This window comes from Candidatus Allofontibacter sp., assembly GCF_040404065.1.
In the GTDB taxonomy this organism is placed as follows: Bacteria; Pseudomonadota; Alphaproteobacteria; order Pelagibacterales; family Pelagibacteraceae; genus Fontibacterium.
Genome location: NZ_JBBAJM010000001.1, coordinates 298,176 through 313,072, shown reverse-complemented (window position 1 = coordinate 313,072; position 14,897 = coordinate 298,176). Strand labels below are relative to the sequence as shown.

The following is a 14,897-nucleotide window of genomic DNA, read 5'->3' as shown; positions in this document are numbered from 1 at the left end:
CTGATTTATCTACATTTTTTTATACCACATATAGTATAATTTACTTCATGTTAAACTACATATAGTATTTAAAGCGTCTTATGGGATGGACACCAGAAAAAACTGAACAATTAAAAAAACTTTGGAACGAAGGTCATACTGCGAGCCAAATAGCTGCAATGCTAGGCGAGAGCATTTCTAGAAATGCTGTTATTGGAAAATCACACCGTTTAGGACTTGCTGGCAGATCTCATTCTAGAAATATTTACATTCAAAAAAGTGAAAACAAATTTCATCACAAAAATAGCGTCCCTTTAAAAAGATTAAGAAAACCTCGTGGTCTTAGAGCTATTGTTATTGAAAAAGATTTTGAACCTGAAAATCCGACTGCCTTAGAAAATTTAAATGAAAAAACTTGTCGTTGGCCTATAGGACATCCAGATGAAGCGAATTTTTATTTCTGTGGAAGAAATCCTATGGAAGAAAGAGTTTATTGTAAATTACACGTTCTTCATGCTTATCAACCTAAGGGATGGAAAAATGATGAAGAGGAAGATAAGAATACAAAAGGAACAGAAGAACTTCCAGAGTTTCTTGAAAAGAAAATCAAGTCTGCTTAATTAGAATAAACAATCTTAGACTTTAATTTCATTTCTTCTGCCAAAGATTTCAGTCTTTTTTGAACTTGATTAGAAATTACCTGTGTATCTTTTTTAGAAACTTTTAAAATTAAATCTTTATTACCGCTTTTGTAAATTTTAATTTTATCAAAAAATATATTAGAAATAACTCCAACTGAAGAAGCCAATCTCAATGCCGCTCCAATCTGTCTACAAGCCATAATTTCTTCATTAGTTAATAATTTTACAAACTCTACATTAGGATAATATTTTGTAGAACAATGTCTCCAAAATGAAACTAGACCAAGTTTAATTCTATCACTATGAGATAATTTTAAAATTGGTGCATTGATAACTTCTTGAAAAACTAATTCAGCTCTTTGATAAACTCCAAGACCCCAATCAAAATTACTTAATGAACAAGCTGGTAGCAAAAGCCTATGAGAAAAATGCTTTTCATTACTTGAGAAAAGATTTTTAATAAAATTATATAATTTTATATAATTAGCTGCATAATCTGCTTTTTTATGAGATATAAAATGCACAGATCTATTTAAAGAATTATTCTGTAAAACTTTTAAATGAGATTTTCCAATTAACGAACCTTCTCTAACTCCGGATTGTGAAATAAATACATTGGCAGGATCACAAATTTTTATAAGGTTGGACAATATATATCCACCTATTGGAATGTAATTACTTCTAGATTTAGTTGCTGACAATAATTTCTCAGACTTAATTGCTTTTACGCTATTTAATTTATTTGCAAATTTTAAAGCTTCAAAACCTGTTAGTTTATATTGATGTAAGATAGGCAAAGGATAATTTGTTTTAATCATGTGAGCATTCATGAAGGTTCTCCATGTTCCACCACATAAATAAAGGTTTTTGATTTTATTTTTTCTTAACCATTCAATTTTATTTAAATAAAAACTTATTATTTTTCTTACCTTATTCTTGTTTCTCTTGGGTTGATTAAACAACCTTAAAACTCCTAATGGTAAAGATATTTTTTCATGAATAATATTTTTTTCAACTCTGGCAAGTTCTAAGCTCCCTCCTCCTAAATCGGCAACAACTCCATTTACTTTTTGAAAACCTATAATTACTCCAAGGGCTGAATTTTCTGCTTCTTGATTTCCAGATAAAATTATAATTTTCTTTTTAATAATTCTTTGAGCTTTAGCAATAAACTCTTTTGCGTCAGTTGCCTCTCTAAGAGCAGCTGTGCCTATCGCTTTATATTTTTTAACCTTTAAATTACTAAGTATCTGTTTAAATCTTTTTAAAACATTTAAAGCAAATTCTGATCCTTTGGGGTCAAGTTTACCAGTGCGGTCTAAATTTTTACCTAATTGACAAACAGCTTTTTCATTAAATACCGGTATTTGCGAGTTTAAAATATTATCATAGATCAGCATTCGAATAGAGTTAGATCCAAGATCAATGATGGCTTCTTTATTTATAAAATCTTTTTGTTTTGTGATCATATTGATATTACTTAACTAATCTTAATTTTTCTGGCATTGTTAAGTTAATAGAATTTCCTCTTCCAGATAAACTTGGATTTTTCATAAAATAACTATGTGCAGAAAAACTATCATCTTCTGTAACTTGAATTTTTTCATAATCTTCACTAGATGTTAGAAACCAACTATTTTCAGCATCCTTATAATTCGCAAGCATAATTTGGTCTAATACTTGCTCGTGCACCGTAGGGTTTTCTATTGGTATAAATAACTCTACTCTTCTATCTAAATTTCTTGTCATTAAATCTGCGGAACTAAAGAAAACAAGATTAGATCTTGATGGCATCACTTCTCCATTTGCAAAACAATAAATTCTTGAATGTTCTAAAAATCTCCCCACAATACTTTTTACAATAATATTTTCTGAAAGTCCTTTAATTCCAGGTTTAAGACAACAAATACCTCTAACAAATAAACAAATCTTAACACCGGCATTAGATGCTTGATATAATTTATCAATCATCGCTTTATCAACTAAAGAATTAAGTTTTAGCCATATTTCGGCATGTTTACCTTTTGATTTATTTTCAATTTCTTTATCTATTAATGAATATAATTTTGTTCTTAGAAATAATGGAGAAAGAATTATTTTTTTTAACTTTTTAGGTTCGGCATAAGTTGTTATGTAATTAAAAAATTTCTCTACATCTTCGCATATAATTTTATCCGAACTAAAAAATGACAAGTCTGTATATATTTTGGCATTTACAGGATGATAATTACCCGTGCCAAGATGCACATAACTGATAAGTTTATTTTTCTCTTTCCTTACAACTAAGCTTGCTTTTGCATGCGTTTTTAGCTTTATGAAGCCATAAACAACCTGTACTCCTGCCTTTTCTAAAGTGGAGGCTAAACTAATATTAGTTTCTTCATCAAATCTAGCTTTGACCTCGACTACCGCAGTAACTGATTTTCCTTTTTCTGATGCCAATACTAATGCTTTAACAATTGGTGAATCTGAAGTTGTTCTGTAAAGAGTTTGTTTTATAGCAATTACATTAGGATCTTCTGCGGCCTGATTTAAAAACTGAATAACAGAATCAAAAGTTTCATAAGGGTGGTGAACTATAAAATCTTTAGCTTTAATGGTTGCAAAATAATCATCATTGAACTGTTTTAATCTTTCAACTTGCCTTGGACTAAATGACTTAAATACTAAATTTGTATCTTTTTTATTATAAATTTGATCAATCTGATGTACTCCAACAAAACTATCCATCTCATATACTTCATCCTCTGTTACTTCTAATTTTTTATAAACAAATTTTTTCAACAATGGATCTGCATTAGATCTTATTTCTAATTTAACAATTCGACCTTTTCTTCTTTTCTTTAAAGCTTTTTCTAAGTACATTATTAAATCTTCCGCTTCTTCTTCAAACTCGATATCACTGTCCCTTATGATCCTAACAGATGTATATTTATTAAGATGATAGCCTGGGAATAAATAATTTACGTAATTACTGATGATGTGTTCAATGCTTAAATATTTTTTTATATCAGCTCTATTGCTAATATTAATAAAACGCTCAATATTCTGCGGAATTAAAATAGTAGCAAAAAATTTTTTACTTTTATTTCTTTTATTTAAAAGCATTACTAAGAAATGTCCTTTATTAGGAATAAAAGGAAACGGATGTGATGGATCTATGATTAACGGAGTTAATACTGGAAAGATATTTTCTCTAAAAATTTTATTTAATCTAGCCTTTTCTGACTTATTAAGATCACGATAAGACGCAAATAATATTCCTTCTTTGCTTAAATCAACTTTTAAATTCGACCAAGCTTCATTGGAAGTTGATAATAATTTTTTGGTTTTAATAATTATACGTTCAAGTTGTTTTTCACTTGTAAGTCCGTCGTGTGATAAAAAAGAAACTTTATCTTTAATTTGATTATATATCCCAGCTACTCTGACCATGAAAAATTCATCTAAATTATTTGCTGCTATTGATAAAAATTTTAAACGCTCTAGTGTAGGATTTTTTAAATTTGAAGCCTCTGCTAGAACTCGCAAATTAAATTTTAACCAAGATATTTCTCGATTAATGTACTTATTTATTTTTTTTTCTTTTCTTTGCATGTGAGTTTATCTAAAAATCTATGACTTAATATATTACAATAATGTTAAATTTATATGTCATGAGGCATTCCAAATCTAGCTGGAATGACCATAATATTAGCGATTTTGAAAGGCCTCTGTCTTCTAAAGGAAGAAAAGATATCAAATTTATAATTAAATTTCTAAAAATAAAAAAAATAAAATTTGATTTTGCTTACGTTTCTTCTTCTAAAAGAACTAAGGAAACTTTTAAATTATTAAAAAAAAAAATAAAAATAAAAAAAGAAATTTTTACTAAAAAATTATATTTATCTAATGAAGATAAGATATTTAATATAATAAAAAAAACTAAAAATAATTATAAAAGTATTCTTCTTGTTAATCACGAGCCCACTTGTAAAAATTTAGTTAATAAACTTATAAAAAAAAATTATTTCCTATTTAAAGACAAAAAATTTAGTACTTCCGCTATTGCAAAAATAACTTTTTCTATAAAAAAATGGAAAAAAATTAAAGAACGTAGCGGTAAATTAGTTTTTTTTAAAAGACCGATAGACTTAGCTTAAGAATCTAAAGAATAACCTGATGATCTAACAGTTCTAATTAGATCATTCTTTTTATCAATATTTATTGCTTTTCTTAATCTTCTAATGTGAACATCGACAGTTCTGGTTTCAACATTAATACTTTCTCCCCAAACATTATTTAGAAGCTGTTCGCGTGAATATACTCTTTGTGGACTTTTGATTAAAAAATCCAATAACTTATATTCTGTTGGCCCTAGTTTAATTTCCCTGTCATCTCTAAAAACTTTTCTTGTAATACGGTCAATTTTTAAATCCTTAAATATTGCTAAATCTTCTAGCAAAGAAGGTTTTGATCTTTTCAATAAAGATTTAAGTCTTAAAATTAATTCTTTATTATTAAAAGGTTTGGTTAGATAATCATCAACACCATTTTCAAATCCTATAATTTTATCTTCTGCTTCACTTTTTGCAGTTAACATCAAGACTGGTATTGTTTTTAATTTTTTATCTCTCTTAATTTGTTTACAAACTTCTATTCCTGAAAAATCTGGCAACATCCAATCTAAAACTACAAGATCTGGCAATGTACTTTTAATTAGTTGCAATGCTTCCTGTCCGGTCTCGGCGTTCTTAACTTTATATCCTTCTTTCTCTAAATTATATTTAAGTAGAGTGATTAATGGTATCTCATCTTCAACGGTTACTATATTTGCTGACATTAAGTTATTTGCCCGAAACTATAGAATCCTGCCCTTTAGGTCTTTGTCCTTTAATTTGTGTTCCCTTAATTAAAAAATAAATATGCTCAGCAATATTAGTTGCGTGATCGCCAATTCGTTCAATATTTTTTGCTATAAATAAAAGGTGAGTTCCATCTTCTAAATTTTTCTTATTTAACTTCATAAATTTTAATAATTCTTCCATTAACAAATTAATTGAGTCATCTATTTCTTTATCTTTTCCCCAAACTTCTAAAGCACTTTCTGCTGATCTTTTTGCATAAGCGTCCATTGTAAGCTTTAAGTTTTTTTGCACAAATTCTGCAGAATTTTTTATATCTGTTGCAATTTTAGGGTCTAACGTTAATTTTAAAATTCTTGATCGTTTTGCAATGTTTTTTGAAAGATCACCAATTCGTTCAAGTTCTGATGATATTTTCATCGCAGAAACTGTTTCTCTTAAATCAATGGCCAAAGGTTGGCGTAAAGCTATAAGGTCGATTACTTGTGCCTCAATTTTTTTTTCAAACTCATCAACTCTGTCATCTTTTCCAATAATTTTATCTACTAAATCTTGATCGCTTTTTTGCAAAGCAGTAATGGAGCTGGAGAACTGACTCTCCGCTAAAGCTCCCATTTTAATTATTGTGTTATGTAAATTTTGTAATTGCCCTTCAAATGAAGTTACAATGTGTTCAGTCATATTTTATTTAAGCCTCCAAGTTAAATTGTTATTATACGCTTTGGTTCTTATTGTAAAAAAAAAATTATATATAATTATATTCATCATAAAATTACCCAAATCTGCCCGTGATATAATCCTCCGTTTCTTTACGGTCTGGCTTAAGAAACATTTGTTTTGTTTTATTAAATTCCATTAAATCACCTAGGTACATGAAAGCTGTAAAATCAGAAATACGCGCTGCTTGTTGCATATTGTGCGTAACAATTGCTATGGTGTAGTCTTTCTTCAATTCATTTATTAACTCTTCTACTTTGTTTGTTGAAACTGGATCTAATGCAGAGGTCGGCTCGTCCAGCAATAAAACTGTAGGTTTAACAGCAATGCCTCGAGCTATACATAAGCGCTGTTGCTGGCCTCCCGATAAAGAAAGTCCACTTTGATTTAAAATATCTTTCACTTCATTCCATAATGCAGCTTTTTTTAAAGCCCATTCAACACGTTCATCCATAGATTTTTTATTTAAATTTTCATACAAACGCACTCCAAACGCTATATTGTTGTATATAGACATAGGAAACGGTGTTGGTTTTTGAAAAATCATTCCAACTTTTGATCTTAACAAATTTAAATCAAGTTTTGGATTAAGAATATTTTCTCCGTATAGATTAATTTCTCCCTCAGCACGTTGGTCTGGATATAAATCGTACATTCGATTAAATGTTCTAAGAAGAGTTGATTTTCCACAGCCTGAAGGTCCTATAAAAGCTGTAATTTTTTTTTCTTCAATATTTAAATTGACATCTTTTAAAGCTTTAAATTTACCGTAATAAAAATTCAATTTTTTTACTTCAATAGCATTTTTTATCATGCTGTTTTCTCCTTTAAAAAAACCCTTGCTATAATATTTAATATTAAAACGGTTAATGTAATTAATAAAGCTCCACCCCAGGCCAAATCTATCCAATTTTTATATGGGCTTAAAGCAAACTGATAAATAACCACAGGTAAATTAGCTATTGGTTTATTCATGTCTGATGAGAAAAATTGATTATTGAGAGCGGTAAATAATAATGGTGCAGTTTCGCCGCTAATTCTTGCAATAGCAAGCAATACACCAGTCATAACGCCAGCTTTTGCTGAACGTAAAACAACTTTTAAAGACACTTTCCATTTTGGCGCTCCCAAGGCATAAGCTGCTTCTCTTAATTGTGTAGGCACTAAACGTAAAATATTTTCAGTAGTTCTTAAAATAACTGGTACGGCAAGTAATGACAGAGCTAATGATCCTGCATATCCTGAAAAATGCTTAACTCTAGCAACGTAGATAGCATACACAAATAGACCGATCACTATAGAGGGGGCTGAAAGCATAATGTCAGAAACAAAACGAGTGAGTGATGCAATAAAATTTTTATTGCCATATTCTGATAAATAAATTCCAGCTAAAATACCGATCGGTGTACTAATTACAGTTGTTAAAGAAACAATCATTAAACTTCCTACAATTGCATTTGCTAAACCTCCGCCCGCAGATCCAGCAGCAGGCGTACTGTTAATAAAAGTATTTAAATTAAGCAAAGAAGAGAAGCCTTTAGAAAAAAGTATAATCAAAATCCAAACTAAAGCACTAATACCTATAACCATCGCTGCATTTGATAAAAATAAACCAATAAAATTTTTTCTTTTTCTGCTTTTATATATTGAATTATTCATTTTAAGTTCTAACCCCTTCTTTTTTCTCCATACTAAACAACATGAACTTTGCTAAAGCTAAAACAACAAAAGTAATTATAAATAGTGCAAGTCCTAAAGCAAAAAGAGATGAATAATGTAACCCAGGCTCTGCTTCTCCAAATTGATTTGCTAAAGTTGATGCTATTGAAGATCCTGGTGCAAATAAGGAAGCATTAATTCTGTTTGCATTCCCTATAACAAAAGTTACAGCCATAGTTTCTCCCAATGATCTTCCTAGGCCTAACATCACGCCACCTACAACTCCATTTCTCGCATAAGGAAATACAATTTTGCTAACAACTTCCCATTTTGTACATCCAATTCCATATGCCGACTCTTTTAATACTGAAGGAACTATCTCAAATACATCTCGCATCACTGACGCAATAAAAGGTATGATCATGAATGCTAAAATAATTCCCGCACACAACATTCCTATTCCATTAGGCGCCCCAACAAATAAAGCTCCTATAATAGGAATTTTTCCAAATACTGATTGTAAAATTGGCTGGATATAATCTCCAAAAATAGGAGCAAAAATAAATAAACCAAACATTCCATAAATAATGGAAGGTACTGCGGCTAATAATTCAATAGCTGTACCCAGGGGTCTTTTTAACCAATTAGGAGAAATTTCTGTTAAAAATAAAGCTATCCCAAAACTTATAGGAACTGCAATAATTAAGGCTATTAAGGCTGATATTAAAGTACCATAAATAGAAATAACCATTCCAAATTTAGAATTTACTACATCCCAATCGGTGCTAATAAAAAATTTAAAACCAAATTCTTTAAAAGTAGGCCAGGCACTTATAATTAAAGATAAAATAATTCCTGCTAAAAATATTAATACTAGAACAGCAAAAAAAAGAGTAAATTTATGAAAAAGAAAATCCTGTATCTTTTGAATTTTAACTACTTTGGTTTTAGCAGTTTTGGGCATTTTTATAATATTATAAAGAAGACTGTATCAACAAATTACCCCGGTTAATAGGCCGGGGTAATTGGTAATTAACTAATTTATCTTTTAATTTGACTCCAAACGTTTTTAGAAATGTAGTCAGTAAGACTTGCTGGAAGAGCAACATAGTCTAGCTCTGCTGCAGATTTACCACCATTTTTGAACGACCATTCAAAAAATTTCAAAGCAGCGCTTGATTTTTCTTTATTTGCTGAGTCTTTGTACATCAAAATAAAAGATGCACCTGTAATCGGCCAAGATTTTTCACCTTTTTGATTAACAAGCGTAATTCCCATTCCAGGCGTGCTTGCCCAATTAGCATTGGTTGCTGCCGCTCCGAAAGATTCAAGGCTTGGCTGTACATATTTTCCATCATGATTTTTCATGCTTAAATATGTAATTTTATTAAGTTTAGCGAAAGCATATTCAACATAACCAATTGCACCTTTAATTCTAGTTACGTTTGCAGCAACACCTTCGTTACCTTTCCCGCCAGTATTAGATTTTGCTGTCCAATTTACTGTTCCGCCTGAACCAATTTTTTCTTTCCAAGAAGCGCTAGCTGCTGAAAGATAATCAGTAAATATTTTTGTTGTTCCAGAACTGTCTGATCTAGTTACAACTGTAATAGCTTGATCAGGTAATTTTTTTCCTGGATTTAAAGCAGCAATTTGCTTGTCGTTCCAATTTTCGATTTCTCCAGCAAATATTTTTGCTAAAGTTTCACCGTCAATTTTTAATTCACCTGGTTTAAAACCATCAACATTTAATATTGCAACTATTCCACCGATGATTGCTGGGAATTGAACCATTCCATCTTTTTCCAATTCATCACCTTTTAACGGATTGTCTGTAGCTCCAAAATCAACTGTTTTTTCTTTAATCTGTTTGATTCCGCCTCCCGAACCAATAGAAGCATAGTTTAAGCTATCGCCTGAAGCTACTTTATATTGTTCGGCCCATTTTGTATAAATAGGCGCTGGGAAAGAAGCTCCTGCACCTGTGATCTCAATACCTTTTGTAAAAGCGTTTGTAGAAATTAACAAAGCTAAAACAAATGATAAAATAAACTTAGTTTTTTTCATTTTTTTTCCTTGGTTTAATTAATTTAATGGAGCATTTTTATGCTTACTAATGAGGTATTATGTTACAGTTTTATTAAAGATTTGTTACAAAAACTAAATTTTTGGTTGTACTCAGAGTAAAAAATTAAGAAATTAAGAGGATTTTTTAAGAACTTTCGAATTCCTGCAATTCAATAATAAATTCGGATCCTTTGCCTTCCATACTAGAGATTCTTAGTTCTCCTTCATGCTGATTAATGATGTGTTTTACAATAGATAAGCCAATACCGGTTCCTTCAATTTTTAATTTTTTTCCATTATCTGATCTATAAAATCTTTCGGTTATTCTTAGAATATCTCTTTTAGGAATTCCTATTCCTTGATCCTGTATCACAATTAGCACTTTTCCATTTTTAGAGTTCACTTCAAAACTAATCTCTGTATTGGGCAATGAGTATTTAATTGCGTTATCAAAAATATTCTTAAATAAAACAATAAGTTTTTCTTTATCACCTTTAACTATAAAATCTTTTTTAGAGTTAATAAATTTTATATTAATATTTTTTTCATTAGCTAACGTGGTATAATTTGAAATAACTTCTTTTAAAACTTCATTAATGCTTACTCTATCTCTAAGTTTAATATGTTCTTGTTGTTCAATTCTGTTTAGCATTAAAAGATCATCGATTAAAATTTGCATTTTATTAGCTTGGGTTTGCATAATCTTAATAGATTTTTTTTGCATTTGAGGATCGTCCTTAGCTGAAGTTTCAATTACTTCTAAAAATCCTTTTATGGAAGTTAATGGAGTTTTTAATTCATGACTTACGTTTGCGACGAAGTCGGATCTAAGATCTTGAGACTTTTTTACTTCTGTATAATCTCTCATAATTATAATTACGTTTTCTAGTTCTGCAGAAATAACATCTGCTTTTAAATATTTATAAGTAGGAAATTTTAATTCTAAATCAATTTTTTTTATTAATTTATCTTGTCTATTATGATCTATGGCATCTAACAAATCTGGAATTCTTAATACAGATCCAATATTTTGGCCTAACAGTTTGTTACCAAAAAAATTTAGAGCCTGGCTATTTGCAAAAGTAATAATATTAAATTTATTAATTATAATTACAATTTCTTGTAAATGGTTTACAAAAAATTCTTTAAGGTTTGTGTTTAATAGACTATCATTATTAATAATTAAATTATTTTTATCAGAACTTTCTTCAATCTTAATTTCTTTAAATAAATAAACTAATAATAATAAAGCTATATTTATAAATAGTATTGGTAAGGGATAAGAAAAATATAAGTAACTAACAATATTTGTTACAAGACCTATAAAGATAAATAATTTCAGCATTGTTTCATTATAGCCAATTAAATCATTACTTATTCTATTAATCTACGTAACAAAAATGAAACATAAATTTCATTTTACTTACATACAAATCACCTAATTGAAGCCTCAATGGCAATTATAGATAATTTAAAAACTAAATATTTACCTAAAGATTTTTTTGTCTCAACAAGTAATTTTTTTCAGCCTGTATTTGATTGTTATCTAGCGAATAGCAAAAGCGAAATTAGAAAAGCTCAAAGACTTAGATATAAAATATTTTTCAATGAAAGAAATGGTCAAAAAATTTTCAATTTAAGTTCTTTTAAAAGAGATGCTGATAAATTTGATAAATATAGTGATCACATTATAGTTACATTTAAGGCTTCAAAATTTAGTAAAACTAAAATTGTAGGTACTTATAGATTACTTCAACAAAAAGTAGCCTTACAACAATGTGGTTTTTATTCATCTGAAGAATTTAATTTAAATACATTGTATAAATCTCAAGATAGACCACAGAACGGATTAGAATTAAGTAGATCCTGTGTATCTCAACAGTTTAGAAAAAAAAATGTTTTACATTTAATGTGGTCAAAGATTAATGAATATGTTCAGCATAATAAAAATGACGTTCTTTTTGGAATGGCAAGTTTTTTAGAAGAAAATCCAGAAGTAATTAAAGAAGAACTTTCGTATTTATATCAAAAGTTTTTAATGCCAGAAAATATAAGAGTTGATGCAATTTTTTCAAAAAAAACTCAAATGAATTTAGTGCCAACTGAGGGCATGTCTGATCTTTCAATCATTAAAAGATTACCTCCACTTATTAAAGCTTATTTAAGATTAGGCGCTAAAATTGGTGATGGTGCAGTTGTAGATAAAATATTTAAAACAACTGATGTATTTATTTATCTTCCTTTTAATTTGATTAAACCTGAATATTTAAAGAAATTTAGTTTATAATATTTTGATTTTATATGATCAAATTATTATTACGTGCTACTGTAGAAAAAGTATTTGGATTTTCTTATCTTAAGCAGCTTTATAAAAAAAATTATTCTGATCCTGAATTAAGTAATAACTTTTGGAAAAGAAGCCTAGAAATTTTAAAGATAGAACATGCTCTAAAAGATGCAGAACGAATTCCAAAGCAAGGTTCTTGCATCATTGTATCTAATCATCCATTTGGAATACTCGATGGATTAATTATCTGCTCTGAAGTTGCAAAATTACGAAAAGATTACCGAATATTAATTAATGAAGAGTTAACTACAGTTGACCACATAAGGGATCATCTTTTTCCATTAAGACTGGATATGAGCAAAGATGCTGCAAAAATTAATATAAAGTCAAAAAATAATGCTGTTGAATTTATAAATAAAGGAGGGTTAGTTATTATTTTTCCATCTGGAGAAGTTGCAACCTCTGAAAGACTTTTTAAAAAAGCTGTAGAAAAAGAATGGAAACCTATAATTGGATCAATTTTAAGAAAAGTTAATTGTAAAATTTTGCCAATCTATTGTCATGGTCAAAATAGTTTTTTATTTCAGCTTACGGGTATTATTAACTACAAATTAAGACGCATACTGTTTGCTAGGGAATTGATTAATAAATCTTATAAAAAATTTGATGCTGAGTGTGGCGAATTGTTAGATAGCCAAATTTTTCATAAACTAGAAAATTATCAGATAGCAAAAAACTTAAGGGCAGAAACTCTTAAAATTGTAAATTTAAACTAGCCGTTTCTAAAAATACTTTTGCGCAATTCTCCCATGTATATTTTTTTGCAATCTGTTTGCATTCCTCTTTCTTAACCCTTAAAGCTTTTTTCATAGATTCTTTTAAATCCCAATCTAAACAGTCAGCCTTGGTGTTTTGTAAAATATCCAATGGACCTGTCACCGGATAGGCTGCTACGGGAACACCTGCCGCTAATGCCTCAATAATAACAATTCCAAAGGTATCTGTTTTACTTGGAAATACAAAAACATCACTCGCTGCAAGATAGGAGGCAACTTCTTTTTCCTTTAACATTCCAGTAAATAAAACTTCTTTATATTTTTTTTTGAGTTCATTAAATTGAGGCCCGTCTCCAACTACAATTTTTGAACCTTCAATTTGTATATCTAAAAAAGCCTTAATATTCTTTTCAATAGCTACTCTACCAACGTAAATGTAAATAGGCGAAGGAAGAGAAACATTTGCTTTTTCTGCTTTGCCAAAAATACTCTTATTTACACCCCTGCTCCATACAACTAGATTTTTAAAATTTCTACTAGCTAGCTCATTCTCCATATTTTTAGTTGTAACTAAAATTTTATTGGCAGGTTTATGAAAATATCTCAAAAATGAATACCCAACACTAACTGGGATATGTGTTCTTTTATTTACGTATTCAGCAAATTTTGTGTGTAAAGAAGAAGTAAATTTTATATTATTTTTCATACAATATCTTCTTGCAAAAAACCCTAGCGGACCTTCTGTTGCTAAATGAACTATATGCGCATTAATCTCTTTAATCTTTTTATAAATTTTAGGATAAACATTTATTGATAATTTTATTTCAGGATACGTTGGACAAGGAATTGTAATAAAATCATTCGGTGTTATTAAAAAAACTTCATGTTTTTGTTTTTTAAGCTCTTCTACCAAATAGCTTAAGGTTGTTACAACACCATTAACCTGTGGATGCCAAGCATCAGTAACAATAAGGATTCTATAATTTTTCATTAAGATGCAATTTTAAGCAACTCTATTTCTTGATCTTTAGTAAATAATTCTTTTCTCATTTCTGCCCAATGAATAAGTTCTAATCTTCCATCAAAATGCTCGACTAAAGCCGTACAACTTTCAACCCAATCTCCATCATTAATATAATGAATATTATCAATGTGTTGCATATTCGCATGATGAATATGCCCGCAAATAATACCGTCTACTCTATGTTGCTTAGCGTAGTTTCCTACTAATTTTTCAAATTCACTAACAAATTTAACAGCATTCTTAACTTTAAATTTTAAGAATTTAGAAAGTGACCAATATTCATAACCCAATTTATTTCTGAAAAAATTTATGTAACGATTAAAATAAATTAAAAAATCGTAAGTAAGAGAGCCTAGTATTGCAAGCCATTTAGCGCATTGAATAATTCCATCAAATTGATCTCCATGAACAACTAAGTACTTTTTGTTATCAATAGTTTCGTGAATGACCTGATTAGTAATTTCAACACCGCCAAAATTAATAGGTATAAATTTTCTTAAAATTTCATCATGATTTCCAGATAAATAAAATACACGTGTTCCATGACGGGCTTTTTTTAAGATTTTTTGAACAACATCATTATGAGATTGTGGCCAATACCAAGTATTTTTTAAAGCCCAACCATCAACGATATCACCAACTAAATAAAGTTTTTCTGACTGGGTATGTCTTATAAATTCTAATAAGAGTCCCGATTGACAACCCCTAGTACCTAAATGAAGATCTGAAATCCAAATACTTTTATAATTAAAAACTTTGTCACTTCTATTTTTAAAAGACTCTTTTTTTAGCATTTTATTTTATTTCGAATCATTAATTAAGAACAAAACATGTTATTGTTACAAAATTGTTAAAATTGAATTTATTGTTAATATTTAGTGAAATTTTTGCTTACCAAATAAA

The 14,897-nt window shown here is 29.1% G+C and carries 15 protein-coding genes; 4 read left to right on the top strand and 11 right to left on the bottom strand.

Annotated elements, in window-relative coordinates:
* The first annotated feature begins 80 nt into the window (after positions 1-80).
* Positions 81-599, top strand: coding sequence for a GcrA family cell cycle regulator (locus AC8IG9_RS01685; RefSeq protein WP_507425092.1), 519 nt, complete (start codon positions 81-83; stop codon positions 597-599).
* On the opposite strand, the gene AC8IG9_RS01680 is transcribed toward AC8IG9_RS01685, so the two are convergent.
* Together AC8IG9_RS01680 and AC8IG9_RS01675 are read right to left on the bottom strand one after the other, a co-directional pair.
* Complete coding sequence (locus AC8IG9_RS01680) at positions 596-2,089, bottom strand: Ppx/GppA phosphatase family protein (protein WP_507425091.1); 1,494 nt, start codon at positions 2,087-2,089, stop codon at positions 596-598. The genes AC8IG9_RS01685 and AC8IG9_RS01680 overlap by 4 nt on opposite strands.
* 7 nt (positions 2,090-2,096) lie before the next feature.
* Entirely contained in the window at positions 2,097-4,217 is a 2,121-nt protein-coding gene (locus AC8IG9_RS01675; protein ID WP_507425090.1) for an RNA degradosome polyphosphate kinase, read from the bottom strand.
* 41 nt (positions 4,218-4,258) lie between these two features.
* Here AC8IG9_RS01675 and AC8IG9_RS01670 point away from each other — a divergent pair, with 41 nt between their 5' ends.
* Positions 4,259-4,762, top strand: coding sequence for a SixA phosphatase family protein (locus AC8IG9_RS01670; RefSeq protein ID WP_507425089.1), 504 nt, complete (start codon positions 4,259-4,261; stop codon positions 4,760-4,762).
* On the opposite strand, the gene phoB is transcribed toward AC8IG9_RS01670, so the two are convergent.
* The 7 genes from phoB to AC8IG9_RS01635 all read right to left on the bottom strand — a co-directional run bounded on the left by phoB (position 4,759) and on the right by AC8IG9_RS01635 (position 11,252).
* The gene (gene phoB / locus AC8IG9_RS01665) at positions 4,759-5,442 is read right to left on the bottom strand and encodes a phosphate regulon transcriptional regulator PhoB (RefSeq protein ID WP_507425088.1); all 684 of its coding nucleotides are present in this window, start codon (positions 5,440-5,442) and stop codon (positions 4,759-4,761) included. The genes AC8IG9_RS01670 and phoB overlap by 4 nt on opposite strands.
* A 4-nt stretch (positions 5,443-5,446) precedes the next feature.
* Positions 5,447-6,145 (bottom strand): phosphate signaling complex protein PhoU, encoded by a 699-nt coding sequence (gene phoU / locus AC8IG9_RS01660; protein ID WP_507425087.1) that lies wholly within the window; start codon positions 6,143-6,145, stop codon positions 5,447-5,449.
* A 91-nt stretch (positions 6,146-6,236) separates the two neighbouring features.
* Positions 6,237-6,995: a phosphate ABC transporter ATP-binding protein PstB gene (gene pstB, locus AC8IG9_RS01655; protein WP_507425086.1), complete on the bottom strand. Its 759-nt coding sequence runs from the start codon at positions 6,993-6,995 to the stop codon at positions 6,237-6,239.
* The gene (gene pstA, locus AC8IG9_RS01650) at positions 6,992-7,840 is read right to left on the bottom strand and encodes a phosphate ABC transporter permease PstA (RefSeq protein WP_507425085.1); all 849 of its coding nucleotides are present in this window, start codon (positions 7,838-7,840) and stop codon (positions 6,992-6,994) included. The genes pstB and pstA overlap by 4 nt, the downstream gene beginning before the upstream one ends.
* 1 nt (position 7,841) lies before the next feature.
* The gene (pstC, locus tag AC8IG9_RS01645) at positions 7,842-8,804 is read right to left on the bottom strand and encodes a phosphate ABC transporter permease subunit PstC (protein ID WP_507425084.1); all 963 of its coding nucleotides are present in this window, start codon (positions 8,802-8,804) and stop codon (positions 7,842-7,844) included.
* Between the two features lie 77 nt (positions 8,805-8,881).
* On the bottom strand, positions 8,882-9,907 hold the full coding sequence (pstS, locus tag AC8IG9_RS01640; protein ID WP_507425083.1) for a phosphate ABC transporter substrate-binding protein PstS: 1,026 nt from the start codon (positions 9,905-9,907) through the stop codon (positions 8,882-8,884).
* Between the two features lie 145 nt (positions 9,908-10,052).
* The gene (locus AC8IG9_RS01635) at positions 10,053-11,252 is read right to left on the bottom strand and encodes a sensor histidine kinase (protein ID WP_507425082.1); all 1,200 of its coding nucleotides are present in this window, start codon (positions 11,250-11,252) and stop codon (positions 10,053-10,055) included.
* 108 nt (positions 11,253-11,360) lie between these two features.
* On the opposite strand from AC8IG9_RS01635, the gene AC8IG9_RS01630 reads away from it, so the two are divergent.
* Together AC8IG9_RS01630 and AC8IG9_RS01625 are read left to right on the top strand one after the other, a co-directional pair.
* A complete protein-coding gene (locus AC8IG9_RS01630; RefSeq protein ID WP_507425081.1) occupies positions 11,361-12,194 on the top strand; it encodes a GNAT family N-acetyltransferase in 834 nt (277 codons plus the stop codon).
* A 14-nt stretch (positions 12,195-12,208) separates the two neighbouring features.
* A complete protein-coding gene (locus AC8IG9_RS01625; protein ID WP_507425080.1) occupies positions 12,209-12,970 on the top strand; it encodes a 1-acyl-sn-glycerol-3-phosphate acyltransferase in 762 nt (253 codons plus the stop codon).
* Here AC8IG9_RS01625 and AC8IG9_RS01620 read toward each other — a convergent pair.
* Positions 12,948-13,961, bottom strand: coding sequence for a glycosyltransferase family 4 protein (locus AC8IG9_RS01620; protein ID WP_507425079.1), 1,014 nt, complete (start codon positions 13,959-13,961; stop codon positions 12,948-12,950). The genes AC8IG9_RS01625 and AC8IG9_RS01620 overlap by 23 nt on opposite strands.
* Entirely contained in the window at positions 13,961-14,788 is an 828-nt protein-coding gene (locus AC8IG9_RS01615) for a UDP-2,3-diacylglucosamine diphosphatase (RefSeq protein ID WP_507425078.1), read from the bottom strand. The genes AC8IG9_RS01620 and AC8IG9_RS01615 overlap by 1 nt, the downstream gene beginning before the upstream one ends.
* Positions 14,789-14,897 lie beyond the last annotated feature (109 nt).

What these genes read in the sequence shown, in the direction of transcription:
- AC8IG9_RS01685 (WP_507425092.1), top strand. Translation starts at nt 81, where the DNA reads ATGGGATGGACACCAGAAAAAACTGAACAATTAAAAAAACTTTGGAAC.
- AC8IG9_RS01680 (WP_507425091.1), bottom strand. Translation starts at nt 2,089, where the DNA reads ATGATCACAAAACAAAAAGATTTTATAAATAAAGAAGCCATCATTGAT.
- AC8IG9_RS01675 (WP_507425090.1), bottom strand. Translation starts at nt 4,217, where the DNA reads ATGCAAAGAAAAGAAAAAAAAATAAATAAGTACATTAATCGAGAAATA.
- AC8IG9_RS01670 (WP_507425089.1), top strand. Translation starts at nt 4,259, where the DNA reads ATGTTAAATTTATATGTCATGAGGCATTCCAAATCTAGCTGGAATGAC.
- phoB (WP_507425088.1), bottom strand. Translation starts at nt 5,442, where the DNA reads ATGTCAGCAAATATAGTAACCGTTGAAGATGAGATACCATTAATCACT.
- phoU (WP_507425087.1), bottom strand. Translation starts at nt 6,145, where the DNA reads ATGACTGAACACATTGTAACTTCATTTGAAGGGCAATTACAAAATTTA.
- pstB (WP_507425086.1), bottom strand. Translation starts at nt 6,995, where the DNA reads ATGATAAAAAATGCTATTGAAGTAAAAAAATTGAATTTTTATTACGGT.
- pstA (WP_507425085.1), bottom strand. Translation starts at nt 7,840, where the DNA reads ATGAATAATTCAATATATAAAAGCAGAAAAAGAAAAAATTTTATTGGT.
- pstC (WP_507425084.1), bottom strand. Translation starts at nt 8,804, where the DNA reads ATGCCCAAAACTGCTAAAACCAAAGTAGTTAAAATTCAAAAGATACAG.
- pstS (WP_507425083.1), bottom strand. Translation starts at nt 9,907, where the DNA reads ATGAAAAAAACTAAGTTTATTTTATCATTTGTTTTAGCTTTGTTAATT.
- AC8IG9_RS01635 (WP_507425082.1), bottom strand. Translation starts at nt 11,252, where the DNA reads ATGCTGAAATTATTTATCTTTATAGGTCTTGTAACAAATATTGTTAGT.
- AC8IG9_RS01630 (WP_507425081.1), top strand. Translation starts at nt 11,361, where the DNA reads ATGGCAATTATAGATAATTTAAAAACTAAATATTTACCTAAAGATTTT.
- AC8IG9_RS01625 (WP_507425080.1), top strand. Translation starts at nt 12,209, where the DNA reads ATGATCAAATTATTATTACGTGCTACTGTAGAAAAAGTATTTGGATTT.
- AC8IG9_RS01620 (WP_507425079.1), bottom strand. Translation starts at nt 13,961, where the DNA reads ATGAAAAATTATAGAATCCTTATTGTTACTGATGCTTGGCATCCACAG.
- AC8IG9_RS01615 (WP_507425078.1), bottom strand. Translation starts at nt 14,788, where the DNA reads ATGCTAAAAAAAGAGTCTTTTAAAAATAGAAGTGACAAAGTTTTTAAT.